Source organism: Streptomyces sp. NBC_00178 (assembly GCF_036206005.1).
In the GTDB taxonomy this organism is placed as follows: Bacteria; Actinomycetota; Actinomycetes; order Streptomycetales; family Streptomycetaceae; genus Streptomyces.
In genome coordinates this window covers 4,154,649-4,176,906 of sequence record NZ_CP108143.1, presented here as the reverse complement: position 1 = coordinate 4,176,906, position 22,258 = coordinate 4,154,649, and the positions used below count along the sequence as shown (strand labels likewise).

The following is a 22,258-nucleotide window of genomic DNA, read 5'->3' as shown; positions in this document are numbered from 1 at the left end:
GATGGGGACGACCACACCACCGCGCACGCTCGCCGAGGCTCTGCGCGCACGGGGCGACGAATCGCTGGCAGGGCTTCTGCGCGCCCGCCCCGACCTGCTCAGCCCCGTGCCGAACGACATCACCCAGCTGGCCACGCGGGCCGGCACCCGTGCCTCCGTCGTCCGTGCGCTGGAGCACCTCGACCGCTTCGCGCTGCAGACCGCGGAGGCGCTGGCGGTGGCGCCGGACCCGGCACCGTACGACACGCTGCTCGCCCTGCTCACCGGTGACGGCGAGGGTGAGGGCGAAGGGCGGGACGGCGCGGCGGCCGTCACCGCAGCGCTGCCCGCGGCGCTCACGACGCTGCGCGAACAGGCCCTCGTCTGGGGCGAGGACGCCCGCCTCCACCTCGTCCGCACCGCGCGCGAACTCCTCGCCCCGTCGCCGCAGCACCCCTCACCCACCGGCCTCGGGCCGACGGTCGCGGAGGCCACGGCCGGCATGTCGCCGGGCCGGCTGCAGGAGATCCTGACGGCGGCCGGGCTCCCGGCCACCCACGACCCCGTGTCGGCCGTCACCGCGCTGTCCGGACTCTTCACGGACCGGACGAGGATGGCGGAACTCCTGGACACCGCCCCGGTCGAGGCGCTGTCGGTCCTCGACCGGCTGGTCTGGGGCCCGCCCTACGGCGAGGTCACCCCGAACCCCGCACCGCCGGTCCAGTGGCTGCGCGACCGCGGACTGCTGCTGCCCGTGTCGACCCGCACCGTCGTCCTGCCGCGCGAGGCGGCGCTGCACCTGCGGGCGGGGCGCGCCCACCGCGTGCCCGAGCCGGTCGCACCGGAGATCGCGGCGGCGGCCGAACGCGATCCCCAGGCTGTGGACAGGGCGGCGGCCGGCCAGGGCTTCACGGCACTGTCCACCGTCGAGGAACTGCTGAAGCTCTGGAACAACGGCGGCCCGGCCATCCTGCGGGCCGGCGGCCTGAGTGTGCGCGAACTGAAGCGCGCCGCCAGCTCCCTGGACGTCCCCGAGAACACCGCCGCCTTCTGGATCGAACTCGCCTACACGGCGGGCCTGCTGGCCCCCGACGGCGAGACCGACGAGCGCTACGCCCCCACCCCCGCGGCCGACGAATGGCTCGACCTCCCCGCCCAGGACCGCTGGACCCACCTCGCCACCGCCTGGCTCGCCGCCACCCGCACCTCCGGCCTGATCGGCGGTCAGGACGCCAAGGGCAGGGCCCTGTCCGCACTCGGCCCCGACCTGGACCGCTCGGCCGCGCCCGAGGTGCGCCACCGGGTCCTGGAGCTCTTCGCCTCACTGCCCCCGGGCACGGCCCCCGATCCGCAGACCCTGCTGGCCCGCCTCCGCTGGGAGCGCCCGCTGCGGACGTCCAGACCCGGCGGGCCCACCGCGGGGTCACCCGCCTCGGGGCAGCCGTCCGGCGACACCTCCGACCTGCGGTCCCGCATCGCCCTGTGGACCGCCAACGAAGCCGAACTCATCGGGATCACCGGACGCGGGGCGCTCTCCTCCCAGGCCCGCGCACTGCTCGACGAGGGCCCCGACGCGGCGGCGGCCCGGCTCGCCCCGCTGATCCCGGAGCCCCTGGACCACGTGCTGCTCCAGGCCGACCTGACCGCCGTCGCCCCCGGCCCGCTGGAACGCCCGCTCGCCGACATGCTCTCGGTGCTCGCCGACATCGAGTCCAAGGGCGGCGCTACGGTCTACCGCTTCACCCCCGGCTCCGTACGCCGCGCACTCGACGCCGGCCGGGCCGCGTCCGACCTGCACGCGTTCCTGGCCACGCACAGCCGGACCCCGGTGCCGCAGCCGCTGAGCTACCTCATCGACGACGTCGCCCGCCGCCACGGCCACCTCCGCATCGGGGCCGCCTCCGCGTACGTACGCTGCGACGACGAGGCCGTGCTCAACGAGATCCTGGCCGACAAGCGCTCGGCGACCCTGCGCCTGCGCCGCCTCGCCCCGACCGTGCTGGCAGCCCAGGCCGACCCGGGCTCGCTCCTCGAAGGGCTGCGCGAGATGGGGTACGCCCCCGCCGCCGAATCCGCCGAGGGCGACGTCCTGATCACCCGGGCCGGGGCCCGCCGCACCCCGCCGCGCACACCTCCCGCGCCGGTGCCCGAGGGTCCGCCGGTCCCGGACGCCACTCTGCTGACCGCCGCCGTACGGGCCATCAGGGCCGGCGACACGGCTGCCAGGGCCGTCAACAGGGAGGCGCCGGACACGACGGCGTCCGGTTCGCTCCCCCGCACGACACCCGCCGAGACGCTGGCCACGGTGCAGGCGGCGGCCATGACCGGCTCGGCCGTCTGGATCGGTTACGTCAACGCGGACGGTGCGGCCAGCCAGCGCGTGATCGCCCCGGTGAAGGTCGAGGGCGGCTTCGTCACGGGCTACGACCACACCGCCGACGAGGTACGCACCTACCCGCTGCACCGCATCACGGGCGTCGCGGAACTGGCGGACGAACAGACGACCTGACGGACCGCCGCGCCGCCGACGGGTCAGCCGCCGGGGCCCGCGGGTCCGAGCCCGCCCAGGACGGCGGCCTCCCGGAGCACGTCGGTGAGCATGGGCATGGTGAGCCGGCCGGTGAACGTGTTGCGCTGACTCGCGTGGTAGCTGCCGAGCAGGTGCAGTTCGTGCCCGTGCTCCGTGGCGGGCAGCACGACGTGCGCGCCGTGGCCGAAGACCGGACGCGGTCGGGGCAGTGTCCTGCCGGACTCCGCGAGCACCGGCAGCAGGGCCTGCCAGCCGAAGGCACCGAGGACGACGATCGCGCGCAGCCCGGGGTTCAGCAGGGCCAGCTCCCTGGTCAGCCACGGCCGGCAGGTGTCGCGTTCCCGAGGCGTCGGCTTGTTGGCCGGCGGCGCGCAGTGGACGGGCGCGACGAGGCGCACGCCGCGAAGGCGCAGCCCGTCGTCGGCGTGTTCGGAGGTGGGCTGCGAGGCCAGCCCCACCTCGTACAGGGCCCTGAAGAGGAAGTCGCCCGTCGCGTCACCGGTGAACATCCGGCCGGTCCTGTTCCCCCCGTGCGCCGCGGGCGCCAGCCCCACCACTGCCACCGACGCGTCGGCCGGCCCGAAGCCGGGCACGGGCCTTCCCCAGTAGTCCCAGTCCTGGAAGGCCGCCCGCTTGACCGCGGCGACCTCCTCCCGCCAGGCCACCAGCCGGGGACAGGCACGGCACCGGGTCACCAGGCCGTCCAGCTCCGCCATCCCCGCGGCACGCGGCGCGTGGTGCGCCGGGAACCCGGCGTCGTCGGGTCCGGGCAGCCCGCCCGCGGGCTCCGTCTCGTCCATCCGCCCACGCTACGGGCCCGGCCCGCCCGGACCGCGCAGCCGCGCGCCCGCCCGGTTGCGCCCCGGATGCGGCACACTGGACGTTTGGCCGTTCGCGGCCGTCCCGGCGGCGGATCCCAGCAGCAGGGCAGAAGCGGAACAGAAAGGGCCGACGCGCGTGAACGGACCTCTCATCGTCCAGAGCGACAAGACGCTGCTCCTGGAAGTCGACCACGACCAGGCCGACGCCTGCCGTCGTGCCATCGCCCCCTTCGCCGAGCTGGAGCGTGCCCCCGAGCACATCCACACCTACCGGCTGACCCCGCTCGGCCTGTGGAACGCCCGCGCCGCCGGGCACGACGCCGAGCAGGTCGTCGACGCCCTCGTGGAGTACTCCCGCTACCCGGTGCCGCACGCGCTGCTCGTCGACATCGCCGAGACGATGGCGCGGTACGGCCGTCTCACCCTCTCCAAGCACCCCGTCCACGGGCTGGTGCTGACGTCCAACGACCGGCCCGTGCTGGAGGAGATCCTCCGCTCGAAGAAGGTCCAGCCGCTGGTCGGGGCGCGCCTCGACCCGGACACCGTGGCCGTGCACCCCTCCGAGCGCGGGCAGATCAAGCAGACGCTGCTGAAGCTGGGCTGGCCCGCCGAGGACCTCGCCGGATACGTCGACGGCGAGGCGCACCCGATCGAGCTCGACCAGGAGGGCTGGGCGCTCCGCCCGTACCAGAAGCAGGCCGTCGAGGGGTTCTGGCACGGCGGCTCCGGCGTCGTCGTCCTCCCCTGCGGTGCCGGGAAGACCCTGGTCGGGGCCGGTGCGATGGCCGAGGCCAAGGCGACCACGCTCATCCTGGTCACGAACACCGTCTCGGCCCGGCAGTGGAAGCACGAGCTGGTGAAGCGGACCTCGCTGACCGAGGACGAGATCGGCGAGTACAGCGGGACGCGCAAGGAGATCCGTCCGGTCACGATCGCCACCTACCAGGTGCTGACCACCCGGCGTAAGGGGATCTACCCGCACCTGGAGCTGTTCGACTCCCGCGACTGGGGGCTCGTGATCTACGACGAGGTGCACCTGCTGCCCGCACCGGTCTTCAAGTTCACGGCCGACCTCCAGGCCCGCCGCCGCCTCGGGCTCACCGCGACGCTCGTGCGCGAGGACGGGCGCGAGTCCGACGTCTTCTCGCTCATCGGCCCCAAGCGGTTCGACGCGCCGTGGAAGGAGATCGAGGCGCAGGGCTACATCGCGCCCGCCGACTGCGTCGAGGTCCGCGTGAACCTCACGGACTCGGAGCGCCTCGCGTACGCGACGGCCGAGGCCGAGGAGAAGTACCGGTTCTGCGCGACGACCGCGACGAAGCGGAAGGTCACCGAGGCACTCGTCCGCAAGCACCAGGGCGAGCAGACCCTCGTCATCGGTCAGTACATCGACCAGCTCGACGAGCTGGGTGAGCACCTGGACGCCCCGGTGATCAAGGGCGAGACGAGCAACGCGCAGCGCGAGAAGCTGTTCAACGCGTTCCGCGAGGGCGAGATCAGCGTGCTGGTCGTGTCGAAGGTCGCGAACTTCTCGATCGACCTGCCCGAGGCGACCGTCGCGATCCAGGTCTCGGGGACGTTCGGCTCGCGTCAGGAGGAGGCGCAGCGGCTCGGCCGGGTGCTGCGGCCGAAGGCGGACGGGCACGAGGCCAGGTTCTACTCGGTGGTCGCCCGCGACACGATCGACCAGGACTTCGCGGCGCACCGCCAGCGGTTCCTGGCCGAGCAGGGGTACGCGTACCGGATCGTCGACGCGGACGAGCTGCTCGCCGGGAACTGACGGCTGCGGTGGAGCGCGGCGCGGGCCGGGCTCAGCGGTGGCGGCGGACGACGCCGGCCTCCTCGGCGTACTCACCGAGCACGGCCACGCCGAACGCGGCGCGGACGTAGACCGCGACGGCCCGCACCGCGTTCCCGACGCGGTGACCGCGGGGGTGGCCGGTCGCCGCGGTCGCGCCGTGCGCGGGGCCGGTTCTGCGGGGGTCCAGATGAACGGTGCTCATGCATTCCATGGTGCGCCGCCCGCCCCGGCCGGGCATCGGCCCACGGACGGACGTACGGGTGGACCCCCGTCGGCCGCAGGTCGCACGCCGTCGCGGGCCGTCCCCTACGGGGCGTACGGGGCTTTGGTCCGCGGGTGATGTTCTCCGAATTCGTTCGCCCCCGCGGGAAACGCTCGATACACTCGCCGGTCTGCCCGCCTCCCGCACCGTGGTACCGGCCCGCCCTTCCGGCGGCCGGCAGCCGGGGGAGCGCCGCCGACCGGACGGAAACCGGCCGACAACCGCCGCACGCGCCCACCCGCGTGCGCGTTTCCCTGTGAGTACGTCCCCGAGCGGACAGGGCGGCCGGCCCTGTCCGCCGTCCTGCGTCGAAAAGCCGGAGGCAACACCGTGCCCGCGCACGAAGAGTCAAGCAATCCACTGGTCAGGGAGCGGGCGCACCTCGCCGCGTCCCGTGCCGCCCTGCGTGCCATGCGTGAGGACGTGCAGTCGCTCGACATCCGCGACGTCACGGCGAACTGGGTCAACGCCGCCGTCCTGCAGGCCCAGATCGACGACCGCATCAAGGCACTCGCCGATCTCGCCCACACCCCGCTGTTCTTCGGCCGCCTCGACTACCTGCACGTGGTGGGGGCGGACAAGGCGGAGGGTTCGGAGGGGGAGCAGTTCTACATCGGGCGCAGGCACGTCCACGACGCCCACGGCGATCCGATGGTCATCGACTGGCGCGCCCCCGTCTCCCAGCCCTTCTACCAGGCCTCCAGGAACAACCCGCTGGACGTCGGCCGCCGCCGGCGCTTCGGCTACACGGGCGGCGAGCTGACCGCGTACGAGGACGAGCACCTCGACGACCCGTCGGAGACCGAGCAGACCAGCAAGCTGCTCCAGGCCGAGATCGAGCGGCCCCGTGTCGGTCCGATGCGTGACATCGTGGCGACGATCCAGCCCGAGCAGGACGAGATCGTCCGCAGCGGGCTCGGCGGGACCGTCTGCGTCCAGGGCGGCCCCGGCACCGGCAAGACGGCCGTGGGCCTGCACCGGGTCGCGTTCCTCCTGTACGCGCACCGCGAGCGGCTGGCCCGCACCGGGACCCTGGTCGTCGGCCCGAACCGGTCGTTCCTGCACTACATCGAGCAGGTCCTGCCGGCGCTCGGCGAGCTGGAGGTGAAGCAGGCCACCGTCGAGGACCTCGTGACGGCCCGCGTCGAGGTGCGCGGCACGGACGAGGCCCCCGCCGCCGTGATCAAGGGCGATGCCCGGATGGCGGAGGTCCTGCGGCGTGCGGTCCGCTCGCACGTCACCCCTCCGACGGAGTCGGTCATGGTGGTGCGGGGCTCGCGCCGCTGGCGGGTCCCGGCGTACGAGATCGCCGAGATGGTCACCGAGTTGCTGGCCCGCGACATGCGCTACGGCGCGGCGCACGAGGCCCTTCCGCAGCGCATCGCGCACGCCGTCCTCGTCCGGATGGAGGAGGCGGGCGAGGCCCCCGACGACCGCGTGCAGAACGCGGTGGCCCGCAATCCCGCGGTGAAGGCTGCGGTGAAGGCGATCTGGCCCGCGGTCGATCCGGCGAAGCTGGTGCTGCGGCTGCTGACCGACGCGGACTTCCTGGCCGCCCACGCGGCGGGGACGCTCACCGACGAGGAGCAGAAGCGGATCCTGATGGAGAAGCCGGCGCGCAGCGTGAAGTCGGCGCGGTGGACGGCGGCGGACGCGGTCCTGATCGACGAGGCCGCCGACCTGGTGGCCCGGACGCATTCGCTGGGGCACGTCGTCATCGACGAGGCCCAGGACCTGTCCCCCATGCAGTACCGCGCGGTGGGACGCCGCTGCTCGACCGGTTCGGCGACGGTCCTCGGCGACCTGGCCCAGGGCACGACCCCGTGGTCCACGCAGAGCTGGGAGCAGGCGCTCTTCCACCTGGGCAAGGCGGACGCGGTGGTGGAGGAGCTGACGGCCGGCTTCCGCGTACCGCGCGAGGTGATCGCCTACGCGTCCCGGCTGCTCCCCGCGATCTCCCCCGGCCTCGCCCCGGTCGAGTCGGTGCGTGAGACCCCGGGATCGCTCTCGGTGCGTGAGGTGCCCGACGCGGGCGGGCTGGACGCGGCGGTGGTCGCGGCGTGCGAGGAGTCGCTGCGCCATGAGGGGTCCATCGGTCTGATCGCCGCCGACGCCCGCATCCCGGCCCTCGCGTCCGCCCTCGCCGGGGCGGGCCACGTCTGTCTCTCCCCCGGTGAGGAGACGACGGCGGAGTCCCGCCTGACCCTGGTCCCGGCCTCGCTGGCCAAGGGCCTGGAGTACGACTACGTCGTGCTGGACGAGCCCGCGGCGGTGGTGGACGGCGAACCCGACGAGCGCACCGGTCTGCGTCGCCTGTACGTCGCCCTCACCCGGGCCGTCTCCGGGCTCGTCGTCCTGCATGCGGCCCCTCTGCCCGAACAGCTCGGCTGAGGGCCGGATCCCGCCCGGAGTCACAGGCGGGTGCGCGTACGGCGGCAGGGCCTCCCTGCCTCGCTCGGTGCGATTCGCGTCTCCGAGCTACCGAGAGGCCCTGCCCACGCCGCCGGAAGACCACGCGCCCGGGAGCTCCGTCGGACCTCGCGTTCCGGGACCCGAGCCCGGTACCGGGTATGCGGAACCAGGTCGCGTCGGCACCGCCTTCGCCTGTTTCCGGGGCCTGAGCGACCCGCTCGGTCTGTCGGGCGAGGAGGGCGCGCAACTTTTCGGCCGGGTTCACTCGTCCACCAGGTATGACACAGCCAGTTCCTGGCCCCTCCACCGCCCCGCCCTCCTGGCCGCATTGCGGTCACGGTGCCACTGCCGGGGATCCGGTCGGCTGCCGGGGCGTCCACGTTCCCCGGCACACGTCGTGTCTCGCCCACCTGGGGGAGGCCGAGCGCAAGGTATACCTGGCCGGGCTGGCCGCCGGGGCCGACATCGACCATCGCGGCACCACCTTCTCCGACCGCTTGTTCCACTCACTTCTGGACGCCCTGCGCGACCACCGCACAACAGGACATCCCTGCCTCGGCACGGCCCGTTTCGAGTCGGCCGTCTTCGAAGGCACCGCCTGGTTCGAGGAGGCGACCTTCACGGGCCCCGCTCTGTTCACGTCGGCGACCTTCCGACACGAAGCCGCGTTCCATGCGGCTGCATTCGAGGACACTGCGTCGTTCGAAGACGCCCTCTTCGAGGGCCACGCCGTATTCCAGGAGGCGGTCTTCGAGAGCACCGCACACTTCGCGTCGGCAACCGTCGACAGCAAGGCCGTGTTCGTCAGGGCGGCCTTCGACGGCCCCGCCGAACTCACGTCGGTGATCTTCAACGGCATCGCCTGGTTCGAGAAGGCAGCTTTCCGGGACAGCGCCCGTTTCGAGGAGACGACCTTCAGAGCCACGGCCTCGTTCGCGGAGGCCGTCTTCGAGCGCGACACCCGATTCGGAGCGGCGGCCTTCCAGGGCCACGCCCGGTTCGACGGAGCGACCCTCCAGGGGGCACCCGTCACCGCGGTGGCTTTCGAGGACTACCCCGGTTTCGAGGCACCCACGTTTCAGCACGCCGCTCACTTCTGAGCGGGAGCACGGGTTCGGAGCGCGTAGCCCCCCGGCCGGGGGGCCGCCTACGGAAGGCGGATGCCGCGTTCGTGTCGGTGGCGCGGCAAAGCGTTCGCCCGCACCGCGGACGGATCGAGGTTTGATCTGCATACCTCACGGCCTAAGGACTCAAAAGAATTCAGTTCTTTGGTCGCAAAAAAAGACGGGCCCCGAACTCCCCTCCGAACATCGATCGCCCGCACCCGGAAGCCCGGCATCAACTTCTGCATATTGATCGCAGAACACGACGCATCGCGGATCCGTGCGTTTTAACGGCTTCATGTCGTCAAGAACGCATAGGCTTCCTCGGCCCCTCATCGATGATCGCCGCCGGACGGGGCGACCACCTCGCCCCGCGCGCCCGGGCGGGTGCCGGGCGGGACCTTCACGTGCCGCCGGCCCGGTCACGGCGGGGCACCGGAATGGGGAAGTAAACAATCAAGCCGACCGAGGTGAACAATTCATTAAACCGTGACGTTTATTGACGCGACAATCAGTCAGGGCGTAATGTCCGCACCGCACTTATTTCCCGAGACGCTCCGCGCTCGCATTCACATGAAATCGAGGAAACGTTGAAGAGGATCGCAAAAAGGGCTGCCGTCGTGGCGGCAGCCGCTGTTTCCCTGGGCCTCATGGCTGTGCAGCCTGCATCCGCCGCCCAGACCGATCTCTACTGGTGGGGCACGCACGCCGCAGTCGACAACAATCCGGGTAATGGGGCTCCGGGATGGGTCTGGGTGTACGGCACCACCCACGCCGAGACGTCCGGCGGGGCCATCGTCTACCAGCTGTTCGACGGTAAGACCTATGAGCTGGACGCATGGGGAGGACAGACCGCTTCTGCCTACACCAGCACCCCTGTAAAGGGTTTCAAAGCCTGTTACAGCGACTTCATTTCTGGCAGTTGGACCAATCACTGCAGCGGTTGGCACTGGTTCGGCTGATTTGGACGCGTCGACGGCCATCGTTACCTGATGGGCCGCCGGACACCCTTCAGGGGCGGACCGTGGTGGCGGGAGTTCCGCGGTCCTCGGATCCTTCCGGGTCGAGGTGCGGAAGGATCCGGTCCAGCCACCGAGGTGTCCACCAGGCGGCGCGTCCGAGCAGGGTCATCACGGCGGGCACGAGCAGGAGGCGTACGACGGTGGCGTCGATCAGCACGCTGGCGGCGAGGCCGAGCCCCAGCATCTTGACCACGATGTTGTCGCTGATGATGAACGCCGCGAAGACGCTGACCATGATGAGCGCGGCGCACGTGATGACCCGCGCGGTGATCTCCAGGGCGTGCGCGACGCTCGCCTTGGGGTCCCTGGTGGCCAGCCACGCCTCGTGGATGCGCGACAGCAGGAAGATCTCGTAGTCCATGCTGAGGCCGAAGACGATGGCGAACATCATCATCGGCACGTAGCTCTCGATCGGGACGTCGCCCGAGACCCCGAGCGCGGGCCCGCCCCAGCCCCACTGGAAGACGGCCACGACGACGCCGTACGAGGCCGCGATCGACAGGACGTTGAGCAGGGCGGCCTTGACGGCGACCAGCACGCCCCGGAACACGGCCAGGATCACGAGGAACGCGAGCCCGACCACCACGGCGATGATCAGCGGCAGTCTGCTCGACACGATGTCCAGGAAGTCGACCTGGGCGGCCGTCGTGCCGGTCACGTAGGTCTTCGCGGCGGTGCCGGAGACCGCGGCGGGAAGGACGTCGTCCTTGAGGTGGTTGTCCAGGCTCGTCGTCCGCTCGTCCTGCGGCGCGGCGACCGAGTACGCGGTCGCCGTGAGGACGTCGCCGTCCGACGTGGCGGTGAGCGGGGTGATGGCGGCCGCGTCCGGCACCTTCGTCAGGGACTGCTGGGCCTGGGTCTTCAGGGCGGACCGGTCGCTCTGGGGCACCGCGCTCTGGTCGATGACGAGGGTCAGCGGCCCGTTCGATCCCGGCCCGAACGCCGAGGACATGAGGTCGTAGGCCCGGCGGTCGGTGAACGACTTCGGGTCGGCGCCGTCCCCGATGTGCCCGAGCTGGATGAACAGGAGCGGGAACGCGAGGACGGCCAGGACGACGACGCCGCCGGCCAGGAACCACCACGGCCTGCGCTCCACCCGTCGCGCGTACCGGTGCCAGGTGCCGTGCGCCGCGTCCCCCGGGACGGCCGTCGCCCACCGCGCCCGGCGTACCACCGGCGCCCACCGCGCCGCCCTCGTCCGACGGGCCGCCCTCGACCTCCGCGATCGGGGTACGGACGTGGATGCGGTCGATGTGCCGTCCGACCAGTCCCAGGATCGCCGGCACCAGCGTGAGCGCCCCGAGCACGGCGGTGACGACGGTGACCGCGGCCGCGACGCCGAGCTTGCCGATGAAGCTGATGCCCGACACCCACAGGCCGCAGAGGGCGATGATCACGGTGCAGCCGGAGAGCAGCACGGCACGGCCGCTGGTCGCCGCGGCCGAACCGGCGGCGGCGACGGGGTCCGCGCCGTCCATGAGGTTCTGGCGGTGCCGGGTGACCAGGAACAGGGCGTAGTCGATGCCGACGCCGAGCCCGATCATCGTGGCGAGCGTCGGCGACACCGTCGCGAAGGTGGTGGCGGCGGCCAGCAGCGCCAGGAGACCCAGGCCGCAGATGACGCAGATCAGGGCGGTGACCAGCGGGACCACCGCGGCCACCAGGCTGCCGAAGCCGATGAGCAGCACCAGGATGGCCACGCCGAACCCGATGGCCTCGCTGACGCGGTCGTTCGCCGAGGGCCTGGCCAGTTCGCCCAGCGAGCCGCCGTACTCCACCTCGGCTCCGGCGGACCGCAGCGGCTTGACGGCGGAGTCCACCCCGTCGAGGTAGCCGGACCCGAGCGTGGACGGCTGGACGCTGAAACGGACGGTGATGTAGGCCGTCTTCCCGTCCGTGGAGAGCGGCCCCACGTTCGGGCTGCTGGTGCTGGTGCCGGTCGTCAGGGGGTTCGTCACGGACAGCACGTCCGGCAGCTTCTGGAGGCTGCCGACGACCGTGGACATCTGGCTGCTCAGCGCGGTGAGCGCGCCGTCGGAGTCGTGGACGACCACGTTGCTGCTGTAGCCGCCTGCCGAGGGGGCGTGGGCCTGCAGTACGTCGAGGCCGTCCTGCGACTGCGTCCCGGAGATGGAGAAGTCGTCGGAGTAGTCGCCCCCGTAGGCGTGGTTCAGGACCTGGAGGGCGGCGAGCGCGGCCAGCCACAGGACGATGACGACCACGAAGTGACGCGCGCACCACGCCCCGGTCCTGTGCAGTGTTCCCGGGCGGCGACGCGCCGTGGCGGCGGCGCGGTCGGGCTGCGGCAATGACATGTGGACTCCGCGCGGGGCTGGGCCGGACACCTCAGGGAGTTCAGCATGGATCGGCCGCCCGCCCCCGGCACTCCGGAGTGGGGGGAACGGGTGACACCGCCCCCGGCACTCCGGAGTGGGGGGGAACGGGTGACACCGGACCGGTCCGCCGGCCCTTCGTCAGGCGTCGAGCGCCTCGCGCCACTGGCGTACGGCGGCCGTGTCCACCGGGCCGTCCCAGCCTCCCGGCCGTGCCGCGCCCCCGATGTGGAAGGCCTCGACCCCCGCTTCGCGCAGCCGGGCCAGGTGGTCCAGGCGGAGGCCGCCGCCGACCATGATCTGCGGCTCGTAGCCGGGCAGGTCCGCCCGGCCCGCCTCGGCGAGCAGGACGTCCATGCCCGCGTCGACGCCGTCCGGCGAGCCCGCCGTGAGGTACGTGTCCAGGCCCGGCAGGTCCGCGAGGTGCTTGCGGAGCGCGTCACGGTCGGGCGCCCGGTCGATGGCACGGTGGAAGGTCCAGGAGCAGCCGTTCAGCTCGGCGACGATCCGCTCGACGGCCACCAGGTCGACGTGCCCGTCCTGGTCGAGGAAGCCGAGGACGAACTCCTCGGCACCCGCCGCGCGCATGGCGCGGGCCTTCGCGACGAGGACGTCGATGTCACCGGCGTCGAAGCCGTCGGCCACCCTGAGCATGACGCGCAGCGGGATGCGGACGGCGGCCCTGATCGCCGCGAAGGTCCCCAGGGACGGGGTGAGGCCGTCGGCCGCCATGTCGGTGACCAGTTCGAGGCGGTCCGCACCACCCGCCTGCGCCGCGACCGCGTCCTCGGCGTCGAGGGCGATCACCTCCAGGACTGCACGGTTGCTCATGGTGTTCCATTCCCTCGGAGCGGCTGCGGACTACAGGTCTAGTCCAATAACCAGACTACGGGTCAGCCACCCGGCCGCGCAGCTCCAGATGTGAACGCAAGCGTGAAGATACGCGAGACGGCGCCGGCATCCGCGGACCGGGCGCGCCGCGGACCTCGCGGTGACAGGGCCGGACGGCGCCCTCGCCGCTGTGCCCGTCAGGCGCGTACGAACCGCACCGGTGTCCCCGGCGCCGCCTGCGCCGCCCCCGCCAGGGCCGCTTCCGCGACCACCCCGACGACCGGGTAACCGCCCGTCGTCGGGTGGTCGTTGAGGAACACCACGGGCCGTCCGTCCGGCGGCACCTGGACGGCCCCCAGCACCATCCCCTCACTGGGCAGTTCGCCGTCCCGCGCGCGCCGCAGGGCCGGGCCCTCCAGGCGCAGCCCGATGCGGTTGCCGCGCTCCGACACGCGGTACACGGCCGTGGTGAGCGTGCGTAGGGCCGGGCCCGTGAACCAGTCGTCGCGCGGGCCCGGGTGCAGCGGCAGGACCAGTTCGGCGGGCGCACCGGGCCAGGGCACGGTGTCGGCCGCCGGCGCGCCGCCCGGGGCACCGAGCGGCAGGACGTCGCCGTCGCGCAGGACCGGCGGCCCGAGCCCCGAGAGCAGGTCGGTGGACCTGCTGCCGAGGACGGGCTCGGGTACCAGCCCGCCGGCGAACGCCAGGTAGGCGCGCAGCCCGTGGAGCGCCGGCCCGGCCTCCAGCACGGCGCCCGCGGGCACGCGCACCGGCGCGCCCCAGGCGACGGGGCGTCCGTCGACGGTGACGGCGCAGCCCGCGCCGCCGACGACGGCGAGCACCGGCCCCGCTCCGAGCGGCCGGACCGCGCAGCCCGTGAGCGTGGTCTCCAGCACCGCCGCGCCGGGGGTGTTGCCGACGAGCCGGTTGGCCAGCCGCAGGGAGGGCCCGTCCAGAGCCCCGGCCCTGGGCACTCCGACGTGCGCCCAGCCGGTCCGGCCCTCGTCCTGCACCGTGGTCAGCACACCGGCCCGGACCACTTCGAGCCCCCGGCTCATCGGTGCGCCCGCTCGGCCACGAAGCGGACCCGGATGCCGGGCCGGAACAGCGCCGCCGGTTCGCGCCCCGGGTCCCACAGGACCTCCGGTCCGGTCATCCGGCCGATGAGCTGCCAGCCTCCGGGCGACGGGCGCGGATAGACGCCGGTGTACGGCCCGGCGAGGGCCAGGGCCCCGGCCGGCACCCGGGTGCGGGGCGTGGCGCGGCGCGGGACGGTCAGGTGTCCGGGCAGCCCCGTGAGGTACCCGAAGCCGGGCGCGAAGCCGCAGAAGGCGACCCGGAACTCCGTACGGGCGTGGATGTCCGACACCTCGTCGACGCCCACGCCCCACGCCTCGGCCACGTCGGCGAGGTCCGGGCCGTCGTAGACGACGGACAGCTCGACCGTCCCGGCGGTGCCCGGGCGCAGCGGGGGCACGGTCCACGAGCGCAGCCGTCCGGCCAGCAGGGGGTCGTCGACGCCGTCCAGGAGCACGGTCCGGGCGCCGGGGACGATCTCGCGCACCGGGGGGAGTTCCCCGGCGGCCCGGCGGCGCAGCAGTTCCGCGTGGAACGCCTCCGCCTCCTCGCCGGAGGCGAGTTCCACGAGCAGGGCGCGGGGACCGGCGGCCAGCACCCGGACGCCGCTCACGCGAACGCCCGGACGGGGACGCCCGCCTCCTCCAGCGCGGCCCTGACCCGCCGCGCGAGCGCCGCGGCCCCGGGGGTGTCCCCGTGGACGCACAGCGAGCGGGCGGCGACCGCGATGCGGCTGCCGTCCACCCCGGTGACGGCCCCCTCCACGGCCATGCGGACGCTGCGGCGCACGACCTCGTCCGCGTCGTCCACCACGGCGCCCTCCTCGCCGCGCGGGACGAGGGTGCCCTGCGGGGTGTACGCGCGATCGGCGAAGGCCTCCGGGACGGGGGTCAGGCCCGCCGCCCCGGCGTGCGCGAGCAACCGCGAGCCGGGCAGCCCGAGCACGGCCGGGGATCCGCCGGCGAGCACCGCACCCGCAACGACGGCGGCGGCCTGGGTGTCGTCCCGGACGACGCGGTTGTAGAGGGCGCCGTGCGGTTTGACGTACGACACCGAGGACCCGGCCGCTTCGGCGAAGACCCGCAGGGCCCCGATCTGGTAGGCGATCTCGGCGGTGAGTTCGTCCGCCGGCACGTCCATGGCGCGCCGTCCGAAGCCGGCCAGGTCGCGGTAGGAGACCTGGGCGCCGATGCGCACGCCCCGCTCGGCCGCCTTGTCGCAGACCCGCCGCATCACGGAGGCGTCGCCCGCGTGGAAGCCGCAGGCGACGTTGGCGCTGGTGACACACGTGAGCAGCGCGTCGTCCTCGGTGAGGGTCCAGCGGCCGAAGCCCTCACCCAGGTCCGCGTTGAGGTCGATGGGATGCGTGGGTTCCGCCCGTTCCGTCACGCTCGCACGCTAGCGACCGGGCGCCCCGCGCGACAAGGACCGCCCGCTCTACAGTCGCCGTATGACCGACGCCACCGCGCTCCGCACCCGCTGGCAGGACGCCCTCGTCGCCGTCCGGGGCGCCGCTCCCGGCCCCGACCCCCTGCCGTACGCCGACAACCTCCTGGGCCGCTGGGCGGAGCCCCAGCGGCGCTACCACACCACCGCGCACCTGGCGCAGGTTCTGGACCGGGTCGACGCCCTGGCCGGGCACGCCGCCGATCCGGACGTGGTGCGCCTCGCCGTCTGGTTCCACGACGCGGTCTACCGGCCCGACCGCACCGAGAACGAGGAACGCAGCGCGGCCCTCGCCGAACGCGCCCTGCCGGAGGCCGGGCTCCCGGACGCGGCGACGGCCGAGGTCGCCCGCCTGGTCCGGCTCACCGTCACCCACGACCCGGCCCCGGGCGACACGAACGGCGAGGCGCTGTGCGACGCGGACCTCGCGATCCTGGCGTCGGCCCCCAAGGAGTACGCGGCGTACGCGGCCCAGGTACGGGAGGAGTACGGCTTCGTCCCCGACGAGGCGTTCCGCGAAGGGCGGGCCGCCGTCCTGCGACAGCTGCTGGAGCTGCCCCGGTTGTTCCGCACCCCGCTGGGGTCGGGGGAGTGGGAGCCGAGGGCCCGGCAGAACCTGACGACCGAGCTGGAGCTGCTCACGCGGTGAGGCCGCGGGCGCCCGCCCACCCGCCGCGGGCGCCCGTCCACCCACTGGGACGGGGGAATGTCGGGGACGACATCGCTGTTGGCCACTGTCATGCCCGATTCCGTCCCCAGCCGTCCCCGCATGCCCATGGCCGTCTACATCCTCGGCCTCTCGGTGTTCGCCCTCGGTACCAGCGAGTTCATGCTGTCCGGGCTGCTGCCGCCCATCGCCGACGACATGAACGTGTCGATCCCGAAGGCCGGGCTCCTCATATCCGCCTTCGCGATCGGCATGGTGGTCGGCGCCCCACTGCTGGCGGTCGCCACGCTGCGGCTGCCCCGCCGGACGACGCTCATCGCGCTCATCTCGGTCTTCGGGCTCGGCCAGGTCGCCGGCGCCCTGGCACCGACGTACGAGGTGCTGTTCGTCTCCCGGGTGGTGAGCGCCCTGGCGTGTGCCGGTTTCTGGGCGGTCGGCGCGGCGGTCGCGATCGCGATGGTGCCGGTGAACGCCCGCGCCAGGGCGATGGCCGTGATGATCGGCGGGCTGTCGATCGCGAATGTGCTGGGCGTGCCGCTGGGCGCGTTCCTCGGGGAGAGTCTCGGCTGGCGCTCGGCGTTCTGGGCGGTGGGCGCCGCGTCCGCCGTGGCCCTGGCCGGCGTCGTCACCCGTATCCCGCGTATCCCGCTGCCGGACGAGAAGCCGCAGCTCGGGCGCGAGGTCGCGATCTACCGGGACCGGCAGGTCTGGCTGTCCATCGTCATCACCGCGCTCGCCGCGGGCGGCGTGTTCTGCGCGTTCAGCTATCTCGCGCCTCTCCTGACGGATGTGGCGGACCTCGGCTCGGGCTGGGTGCCGTGGGTGCTCGCCCTGTTCGGCGTGGGCGCGCTGATCGGCACGACGATCGGCGGCCGCGTCGCGGACGCCCACCTCTTCGGTGTGCTGCTGAGCGGGATCTCCGCCTCGACGGTCTTCCTGGTGGCGCTCGCCCTGTTCGCCTCGAACCAGGTCGCCGTGATCGCCCTTGCGTTCCTGCTGGGCCTGTCGGCGTTCTACACGGCCCCGGCGCTCAACGCCCGGATGTTCAACGTGGCCGGTGTCGCACCCACGCTCGCCGGGGCGACGACCACGGCAGCGTTCAACCTGGGCAACACGAGCGGGCCGTGGCTGGGCGGCACGGTGATCGACGCCGGCCTCGGGTTCCGCGCGACGGCCTGGGCGGGCGCCGCGATGCTGGTGGCCGGTCTGGCGACCGTGGTGGTCTCGATGCGGCTCCACAACGGCAGGCCGTCCAAGCGGATCGCGGGGGCACCGGCGCGGGTCAGCGCGGAGCAGGACGCCCCTTCGGCCTCCGCAGGCCCGCTTCGGTGATCCGGCGCACGATCTCCTTCGACCCGACCTCCCGTGCCCCGGCGCGCACCGCGTCCGCGTAGCGCTCCTCGGGCACGTCGTAGTGGTCGCGCTCGAACGCGCGCGGCGGGCAGCCGATCGCCGCGGCGAACGCGTGCAGTTCCTCGAACGAGACGTCGCTGACCAGGTGGGACCACATCCGCCCGTGCCCCGGCCAGGTCGGCGGGTCGATGTAGACGGTCACCGGCCGAGCACCCCGGCGAGTCTGCCCACCGGCGCGACGGACACGGTCGCCTTCGTGCAGACCCAGTGCGGATCGGGGCCGAGTTCGGGCTCGACGTCCAGGGCGTGTGGGGCCTCCCCCGTGCAGACCGGGCACAACGGCCAGCGTCCGTACTCCTCCAGGAGCGCGTCCTGGACGTCCTGGGCCACCAGTCCGGTGACGAAGGACGCTCCCTCGGGCCACTGCTCCACCCACCAGCGCCGGTGGGTCACCGCGTCCTCGACCATCGAGACCATCTGCGCCTCGGCGACGTCACCGGCGACCAGATCGGCCATCACGAGCGCACGCGCGGTGTGCAGCTCCTGCTCCAGGCTGTTCAACTCCATGCGTCCATTGTCCCCCGCCGTGCAAACCCGGCCTCGGTCCCTCCGAGATCCTTCCGAGCTCGATCCTTCCGAGATCCTTCCGAGGCGGGGACAAAAGGGGGGTTGACGGGATTCCGTACTGAAAATATCTTTCAAATGTGACCCAAGACGTGAAGGAAAGTTTCACCGGCGAATCCCCGCCCGCGCCCGCCGCCCTCGCGGCCAAGGTGCGGACCCTCGCCCCGTCCATGACCCGCTCCATGCAGCGGGTCGCCGAAGCCGTCGCGGGAGACCCTGCCGGGTGCGCCGCCCTCACCGTCACCGGTCTCGCCGAGCTCACCGGCACCAGTGAGGCCACCGTCGTCCGCACGGCTCGTCTCCTCGGCTACCCCGGATACCGCGATCTGCGCCTGGCCCTCGCCGGGCTCGCCGCCCACCAGCAGTCGGGCCGGGCACCCGCCGTCACCGCCGACATCGCGGTCGACGACCCCATCGCGGACGTCGTCACGAAGCTGGCCTACGACGAGCAGCAGACCCTCGCGGACACGGCGGCCGGTCTCGACACCGTGCAGCTCGGTGCGGCCGTCGCCGCCGCCGCGACGGCCCGCCGCATCGACATCTACGGCATCGGCGCGTCCTCGCTCGTCGGCCAGGACCTGGCCCAGAAGCTGCTGCGCATCGGCCTGATAGCCCACGCCCACATGGACCCGCACCTCGCCGTGACCAACGCGGTGCAGCTCCGCTCCGGCGACGTGGCCATCGCGATCACGCACTCCGGTTCCACGGGTGACGTCATCGAGCCGCTGCGCGTGGCCTTCGACCGCGGCGCGACCACGATCGCGATCACCGGCCGCCCGGACGGACCCGTCTCGCAGTACGCCGACCACGTGCTGACCACCTCCACCGCACGCGAGAGCGAGCTCCGGCCCGCCGCCATGTCGAGCCGCACGAGCCAGCTGCTGGTCGTGGACTGCCTGTTCATAGGCGTCGCCCAGCGCACCTACGAGACGGCCGCGCCCGCGCTGTCCGCCTCGTACGAGGCGCTCGCCCACCGCCACACCCCGCGCAGCCGCTGACCCGGCCCGCACCCGCACCCGCACCCGCACCCGTAGAACCGTAAGAGACCGAGAAAGCAGAGCCGCTGTCCATGACCTCCACCACCGACGCGAACGCCGCCGCCGACGGCTACGGCGAGCTGCGCGCCCAGCTCGCCACCCTCACCACCGAGGCCTTCCGCCCGGAGCTCGCCGAGATCGACCAGCTCCCGACGCAGGAGATAGCCCGCATCATGAACGGCGAGGACGCCACCGTCCCGGCCGCGGTCGCCGACAAGCTCCCGCAGATCGCCGCCGCGATCGACGCCACCGCCGAGCGCATGGGACGCGGCGGCCGGCTGATCTACGCGGGCGCCGGCACCGCCGGCCGTCTCGGTGTGCTCGACGCCAGCGAGTGCCCGCCCACCTTCAACACCGACCCCTCCGAGGTCATCGGCCTGATCGCGGGCGGCCCCTCCGCCATGGTCAAGGCCGTCGAGGGCGCCGAGGACAGCAAGGAGCTGGCGGCCGCCGACCTCGACGCGCTGGGCCTCACCGCCGACGACACGGTGGTCGGCATCTCCGCGTCCGGCCGCACGCCGTACGCCATCGGCGCCGTCGAGCACGCCCGCAGCCTGGGTGCGCTCACCCTCGGCCTCTCCTGCAACGCGGACTCGGCGCTCGCCGCCGCCGCCGAACACGGCCTGGAGATCGTCGTCGGCCCCGAGCTGCTGACCGGCTCCACCCGCCTCAAGGCGGGCACCGCGCAGAAGCTCGTCCTCAACATGATCTCGACCATCACGATGATCCGGCTCGGCAAGACGTACGGGAACCTCATGGTCGACGTGCGCGCGTCGAACGAGAAGCTGCGCGCCCGCTCCCGCCGGATCGTCTCCCTGGCCACCGGCGCCTCCGACGAGGAGATCGAGACGGCACTCGCCGCCACCGGCGGTGAGGTGAAGAACGCCATCCTCACCATCCTCGGCGCGGTCGACGGACCCACCGCCGCCACGCTCCTGGCCGAGACGGACGGCCACCTCCGCGCCGCCCTCGCGGCCGTCCGCACCACCTGACGCACCACTTCCCCGCACAGCAAGGCACCACGCACCATGACTGCTGAAGACAAGAACCGCGCCACTGCCGCCGCGATCCTGCCGCTCGTCGGTGGCGCCGCGAACGTCGGCTCGATCGCCCACTGCATGACCCGGCTCCGGCTGGGCCTGCACGACCGTTCCCTCGTCGACGACGAAGCCCTGAAGGCGGTCCCCGCCGTCATGGGCGTGGTCGAGGACGACACCTACCAGATCGTCCTCGGCCCGGGCACGGTCGCCCGGGTCACACCGGAGTTCGAGCAGCTCGTCGAGGAGGGCCGCGCCTCCGAGGCCCCGGCCGTCCACACGGCCGAGGAGCTCGCGGACAAGGGTGCCGCGCTCAAGGCCCAGCAGAAGGCCAGGAACGCCACCCCGTTCAAGATGTTCCTGCGCAAGATCGCGAACATCTTCGTCCCGCTGATCCCCGCCCTCATCGGCTGCGGCATCATCGCCGGGCTCAACGGCCTGCTGGTGAACCTCGGCTGGCTGCCGTCCGTCACCCCCGCCCTGGCTGCGATGGCCTCCGGTTTCATGGCGCTGATCGCGGTCTTCGTCGGCTACAACACGGCGAAGGAGTTCGGCGGCACGCCGATCCTCGGCGGCGCGGTCGCGGCGATCATCGTCTTCCCCGGTGTGGCGAACATCCACGCCTTCGGCCAGACGCTCTCCCCCGGCCAGGGCGGCGTCCTGGGCGCGCTGGGTGCGGCGGTCCTCGCGGTGTACGTCGAGAAGTGGTGCCGCCGCTGGGTGCCGGAAGCCCTGGACGTCCTGGTCACCCCGACGCTCACGGTGCTGATCTCCGGCCTCGTCACGATCTTCGGCCTGATGTACGTCGCCGGTGAGGTGTCGAGCGCCATCGGTACGTTCGCCGACTGGCTGCTCTCCACCGGCGGCGCCGGCGCGGGCTTCCTGCTGGGCGGCCTCTTCCTGCCGCTGGTGATGCTGGGCCTGCACCAGGCCCTGATCCCGATCCACACCACGCTGATCGAGCAGCAGGGCTTCACGGTGCTGCTCCCGATCCTCGCGATGGCCGGGGCCGGCCAGGTCGGCGCGGCAGCGGCGGTCTACCTCCGCCTCCCCCGCAACGAGTCGATCCGCCGGACCATCAGGTCCGCGCTCCCGGCGGGCCTGCTGGGCGTCGGCGAGCCCCTGATCTACGGCGTCTCCCTTCCCCTGGGCCGCCCGTTCATCACGGCGTGCGTCGGCGGCGCGTTCGGCGGCGGCTTCGTGGGCCTGTTCAACCAGCTCGGCGACTCCGTCGGCTCCACGGCCATCGGCCCGTCCGGCTGGGCGCTGTTCCCGCTCCTGGACGGCAACCACGGCCTCGGCTCCACGATCGCGATCTACGCGGGCGGCCTGCTGGCCGGTTACGTCGCGGGCTTCGTCGCGACGTACTTCTTCGGCTTCAGCACGTCCCTGCTCGCCGAGTTCAACGTCTCCCAGGAACCGGCGGCCTCGACCGTCGCGGCCACCGGCAGGGGCACGGCGACCGGTGCGGGCGACAACCCCGCGAAGGAACCCGCCGGCGTCTGACCGCCTCCCCCCCCCCGGCACTAGGACCGGCGCTCCCGCACACACCGTGCGGGGGCGCCGGTCCTTCCGTCTCCCGGCTCCTTCCGGTCCGCGCCCGGAACGCGCTCCGACCTGCGCCGGCAGGGGCGCCAGGCACTCCTGGCCCACGAGAAATGCCGAAGATTTTTTCCGTACGAACATCTGTGTGTAGGCGCGGGATTGCCGGGCACCAGATGCTTCGGAGGTTGATAACAATGGTTCCCCTGCTTCTCGTTCTTCTTCTCGCCCTGATTCTTTTCGGTGCCGGTTTCGCACTCAAGGCACTGTGGTGGATCGCGGTGATCGTCCTTGTGGTGTGGCTCGTCGGATTCTTTGTCCGGCCGGCTTCCGGCGGCGGCAAGCGTGGCCGCTGGTACCGCTGGTAGACGCCTTCTACCA

19 protein-coding genes and 1 pseudogene are annotated in these 22,258 nt (G+C 72.8%); 11 read left to right on the top strand and 9 right to left on the bottom strand.

Features of this window, described 5'->3' with window-relative positions:
* Window position 1: 1 nt before the first annotated feature.
* Window positions 2-2,488 carry a helicase-associated domain-containing protein gene (locus OHT61_RS18220; protein ID WP_329039772.1) on the top strand — a complete coding sequence of 829 codons (2,487 nt, stop codon included), beginning with the start codon at window positions 2-4 and terminating at the stop codon, window positions 2,486-2,488.
* A 23-nt stretch (window positions 2,489-2,511) separates the two neighbouring features.
* Here the strand turns inward: OHT61_RS18220 and OHT61_RS18215 are convergent, their stop codons facing one another.
* On the bottom strand, window positions 2,512-3,309 hold the full coding sequence (locus tag OHT61_RS18215) for a uracil-DNA glycosylase (protein ID WP_329039770.1): 798 nt from the start codon (window positions 3,307-3,309) through the stop codon (window positions 2,512-2,514).
* Between the two features lie 157 nt (window positions 3,310-3,466).
* Here OHT61_RS18215 and OHT61_RS18210 point away from each other — a divergent pair, with 157 nt between their 5' ends.
* Window positions 3,467-5,110, top strand: coding sequence for a DNA repair helicase XPB (locus OHT61_RS18210; RefSeq protein WP_329039767.1), 1,644 nt, complete (start codon window positions 3,467-3,469; stop codon window positions 5,108-5,110).
* Between the two features lie 31 nt (window positions 5,111-5,141).
* Here OHT61_RS18210 and OHT61_RS18205 read toward each other — a convergent pair whose 3' ends face one another.
* Entirely contained in the window at window positions 5,142-5,333 is a 192-nt protein-coding gene (locus OHT61_RS18205) for a hypothetical protein (RefSeq protein ID WP_329039765.1), read from the bottom strand.
* Between the two features lie 390 nt (window positions 5,334-5,723).
* Here OHT61_RS18205 and OHT61_RS18200 point away from each other — a divergent pair, with 390 nt between their 5' ends.
* From OHT61_RS18200 to OHT61_RS18190, 3 genes are all read left to right on the top strand, one after another.
* Window positions 5,724-7,784, top strand: coding sequence for a HelD family protein (locus tag OHT61_RS18200; RefSeq protein ID WP_329039764.1), 2,061 nt, complete (start codon window positions 5,724-5,726; stop codon window positions 7,782-7,784).
* A 299-nt stretch (window positions 7,785-8,083) separates the two neighbouring features.
* Window positions 8,084-8,905 (top strand): pentapeptide repeat-containing protein, encoded by an 822-nt coding sequence (locus OHT61_RS18195; protein ID WP_329039762.1) that lies wholly within the window; start codon window positions 8,084-8,086, stop codon window positions 8,903-8,905.
* A 653-nt stretch (window positions 8,906-9,558) separates the two neighbouring features.
* Window positions 9,559-9,870: a hypothetical protein gene (locus OHT61_RS18190; RefSeq protein ID WP_329039761.1), complete on the top strand. Its 312-nt coding sequence runs from the start codon at window positions 9,559-9,561 to the stop codon at window positions 9,868-9,870.
* A gap of 49 nt (window positions 9,871-9,919) precedes the next feature.
* Here the strand turns inward: OHT61_RS18190 and OHT61_RS18185 are convergent.
* The 5 genes and pseudogenes from OHT61_RS18185 to OHT61_RS18165 all read right to left on the bottom strand — a co-directional run bounded on the left by OHT61_RS18185 (window position 9,920) and on the right by OHT61_RS18165 (window position 15,530).
* Window positions 9,920-12,245, bottom strand: a pseudogene (locus OHT61_RS18185) (MMPL family transporter).
* A gap of 159 nt (window positions 12,246-12,404) precedes the next feature.
* Window positions 12,405-13,094: a copper homeostasis protein CutC gene (locus OHT61_RS18180; protein ID WP_329039760.1), complete on the bottom strand. Its 690-nt coding sequence runs from the start codon at window positions 13,092-13,094 to the stop codon at window positions 12,405-12,407.
* Window positions 13,095-13,291: 197 nt separating this feature from the next.
* Complete coding sequence (locus tag OHT61_RS18175; RefSeq protein WP_329039757.1) at window positions 13,292-14,152, bottom strand: biotin-dependent carboxyltransferase family protein; 861 nt, start codon at window positions 14,150-14,152, stop codon at window positions 13,292-13,294.
* A complete protein-coding gene (locus OHT61_RS18170) occupies window positions 14,149-14,784 on the bottom strand; it encodes a 5-oxoprolinase subunit B family protein (protein ID WP_329039755.1) in 636 nt (211 codons plus the stop codon). Before OHT61_RS18170 ends, OHT61_RS18175 begins: the two co-directional genes overlap by 4 nt.
* On the bottom strand, window positions 14,781-15,530 hold the full coding sequence (locus tag OHT61_RS18165; protein ID WP_329043309.1) for a LamB/YcsF family protein: 750 nt from the start codon (window positions 15,528-15,530) through the stop codon (window positions 14,781-14,783). Before OHT61_RS18165 ends, OHT61_RS18170 begins: the two co-directional genes overlap by 4 nt.
* A gap of 91 nt (window positions 15,531-15,621) precedes the next feature.
* Here OHT61_RS18165 and OHT61_RS18160 point away from each other — a divergent pair, with 91 nt between their 5' ends.
* Together OHT61_RS18160 and OHT61_RS18155 are read left to right on the top strand one after the other, a co-directional pair.
* Window positions 15,622-16,266: an HD domain-containing protein gene (locus OHT61_RS18160; protein ID WP_329039754.1), complete on the top strand. Its 645-nt coding sequence runs from the start codon at window positions 15,622-15,624 to the stop codon at window positions 16,264-16,266.
* Between the two features lie 120 nt (window positions 16,267-16,386).
* Entirely contained in the window at window positions 16,387-17,616 is a 1,230-nt protein-coding gene (locus OHT61_RS18155) for a Cmx/CmrA family chloramphenicol efflux MFS transporter (RefSeq protein ID WP_329043308.1), read from the top strand.
* Here OHT61_RS18155 and OHT61_RS18150 read toward each other — a convergent pair.
* Both OHT61_RS18150 and OHT61_RS18145 read right to left on the bottom strand, forming a co-directional pair.
* Window positions 17,567-17,839, bottom strand: coding sequence for a DUF4031 domain-containing protein (locus OHT61_RS18150; protein WP_329039751.1), 273 nt, complete (start codon window positions 17,837-17,839; stop codon window positions 17,567-17,569). The genes OHT61_RS18155 and OHT61_RS18150 overlap by 50 nt on opposite strands.
* Entirely contained in the window at window positions 17,836-18,204 is a 369-nt protein-coding gene (locus OHT61_RS18145; protein ID WP_329039749.1) for a hypothetical protein, read from the bottom strand. Before OHT61_RS18145 ends, OHT61_RS18150 begins: the two co-directional genes overlap by 4 nt.
* A gap of 137 nt (window positions 18,205-18,341) precedes the next feature.
* Between OHT61_RS18145 and OHT61_RS18140 the strand changes: the two genes are divergently transcribed.
* The 4 genes from OHT61_RS18140 (at window position 18,342) to OHT61_RS18125 (ending at window position 22,245) form a co-directional block, all read left to right on the top strand.
* Complete coding sequence (locus OHT61_RS18140) at window positions 18,342-19,259, top strand: MurR/RpiR family transcriptional regulator (protein ID WP_329039747.1); 918 nt, start codon at window positions 18,342-18,344, stop codon at window positions 19,257-19,259.
* Window positions 19,260-19,330: 71 nt separating this feature from the next.
* A complete protein-coding gene (gene murQ / locus OHT61_RS18135; protein ID WP_329039745.1) occupies window positions 19,331-20,290 on the top strand; it encodes an N-acetylmuramic acid 6-phosphate etherase in 960 nt (319 codons plus the stop codon).
* 36 nt (window positions 20,291-20,326) lie between these two features.
* Window positions 20,327-21,841, top strand: coding sequence for a PTS transporter subunit EIIC (locus OHT61_RS18130; RefSeq protein WP_329039743.1), 1,515 nt, complete (start codon window positions 20,327-20,329; stop codon window positions 21,839-21,841).
* A gap of 233 nt (window positions 21,842-22,074) precedes the next feature.
* A complete protein-coding gene (locus OHT61_RS18125) occupies window positions 22,075-22,245 on the top strand; it encodes a hydrophobic protein (protein ID WP_327116081.1) in 171 nt (56 codons plus the stop codon).
* Window positions 22,246-22,258 lie beyond the last annotated feature (13 nt).

Excerpts from the sequence above, each read along its gene's own strand:
- OHT61_RS18125 (WP_327116081.1), top strand. The coding sequence starts at position 22,075 with ATGGTTCCCCTGCTTCTCGTTCTTCTTCTCGCCCTGATTCTTTTCGGT.
- OHT61_RS18145 (WP_329039749.1), bottom strand. The coding sequence starts at position 18,204 with ATGGAGTTGAACAGCCTGGAGCAGGAGCTGCACACCGCGCGTGCGCTC.
- OHT61_RS18130 (WP_329039743.1), top strand. The coding sequence starts at position 20,327 with ATGACTGCTGAAGACAAGAACCGCGCCACTGCCGCCGCGATCCTGCCG.
- murQ (WP_329039745.1), top strand. The coding sequence starts at position 19,331 with ATGACCTCCACCACCGACGCGAACGCCGCCGCCGACGGCTACGGCGAG.
- OHT61_RS18160 (WP_329039754.1), top strand. The coding sequence starts at position 15,622 with ATGACCGACGCCACCGCGCTCCGCACCCGCTGGCAGGACGCCCTCGTC.
- OHT61_RS18190 (WP_329039761.1), top strand. The coding sequence starts at position 9,559 with ATGGCTGTGCAGCCTGCATCCGCCGCCCAGACCGATCTCTACTGGTGG.
- OHT61_RS18205 (WP_329039765.1), bottom strand. The coding sequence starts at position 5,333 with ATGAGCACCGTTCATCTGGACCCCCGCAGAACCGGCCCCGCGCACGGC.
- OHT61_RS18155 (WP_329043308.1), top strand. The coding sequence starts at position 16,387 with ATGCCCATGGCCGTCTACATCCTCGGCCTCTCGGTGTTCGCCCTCGGT.
- OHT61_RS18215 (WP_329039770.1), bottom strand. The coding sequence starts at position 3,309 with ATGGACGAGACGGAGCCCGCGGGCGGGCTGCCCGGACCCGACGACGCC.
- OHT61_RS18195 (WP_329039762.1), top strand. The coding sequence starts at position 8,084 with ATGACACAGCCAGTTCCTGGCCCCTCCACCGCCCCGCCCTCCTGGCCG.
- OHT61_RS18180 (WP_329039760.1), bottom strand. The coding sequence starts at position 13,094 with ATGAGCAACCGTGCAGTCCTGGAGGTGATCGCCCTCGACGCCGAGGAC.
- OHT61_RS18220 (WP_329039772.1), top strand. The coding sequence starts at position 2 with ATGGGGACGACCACACCACCGCGCACGCTCGCCGAGGCTCTGCGCGCA.
- OHT61_RS18175 (WP_329039757.1), bottom strand. The coding sequence starts at position 14,152 with ATGAGCCGGGGGCTCGAAGTGGTCCGGGCCGGTGTGCTGACCACGGTG.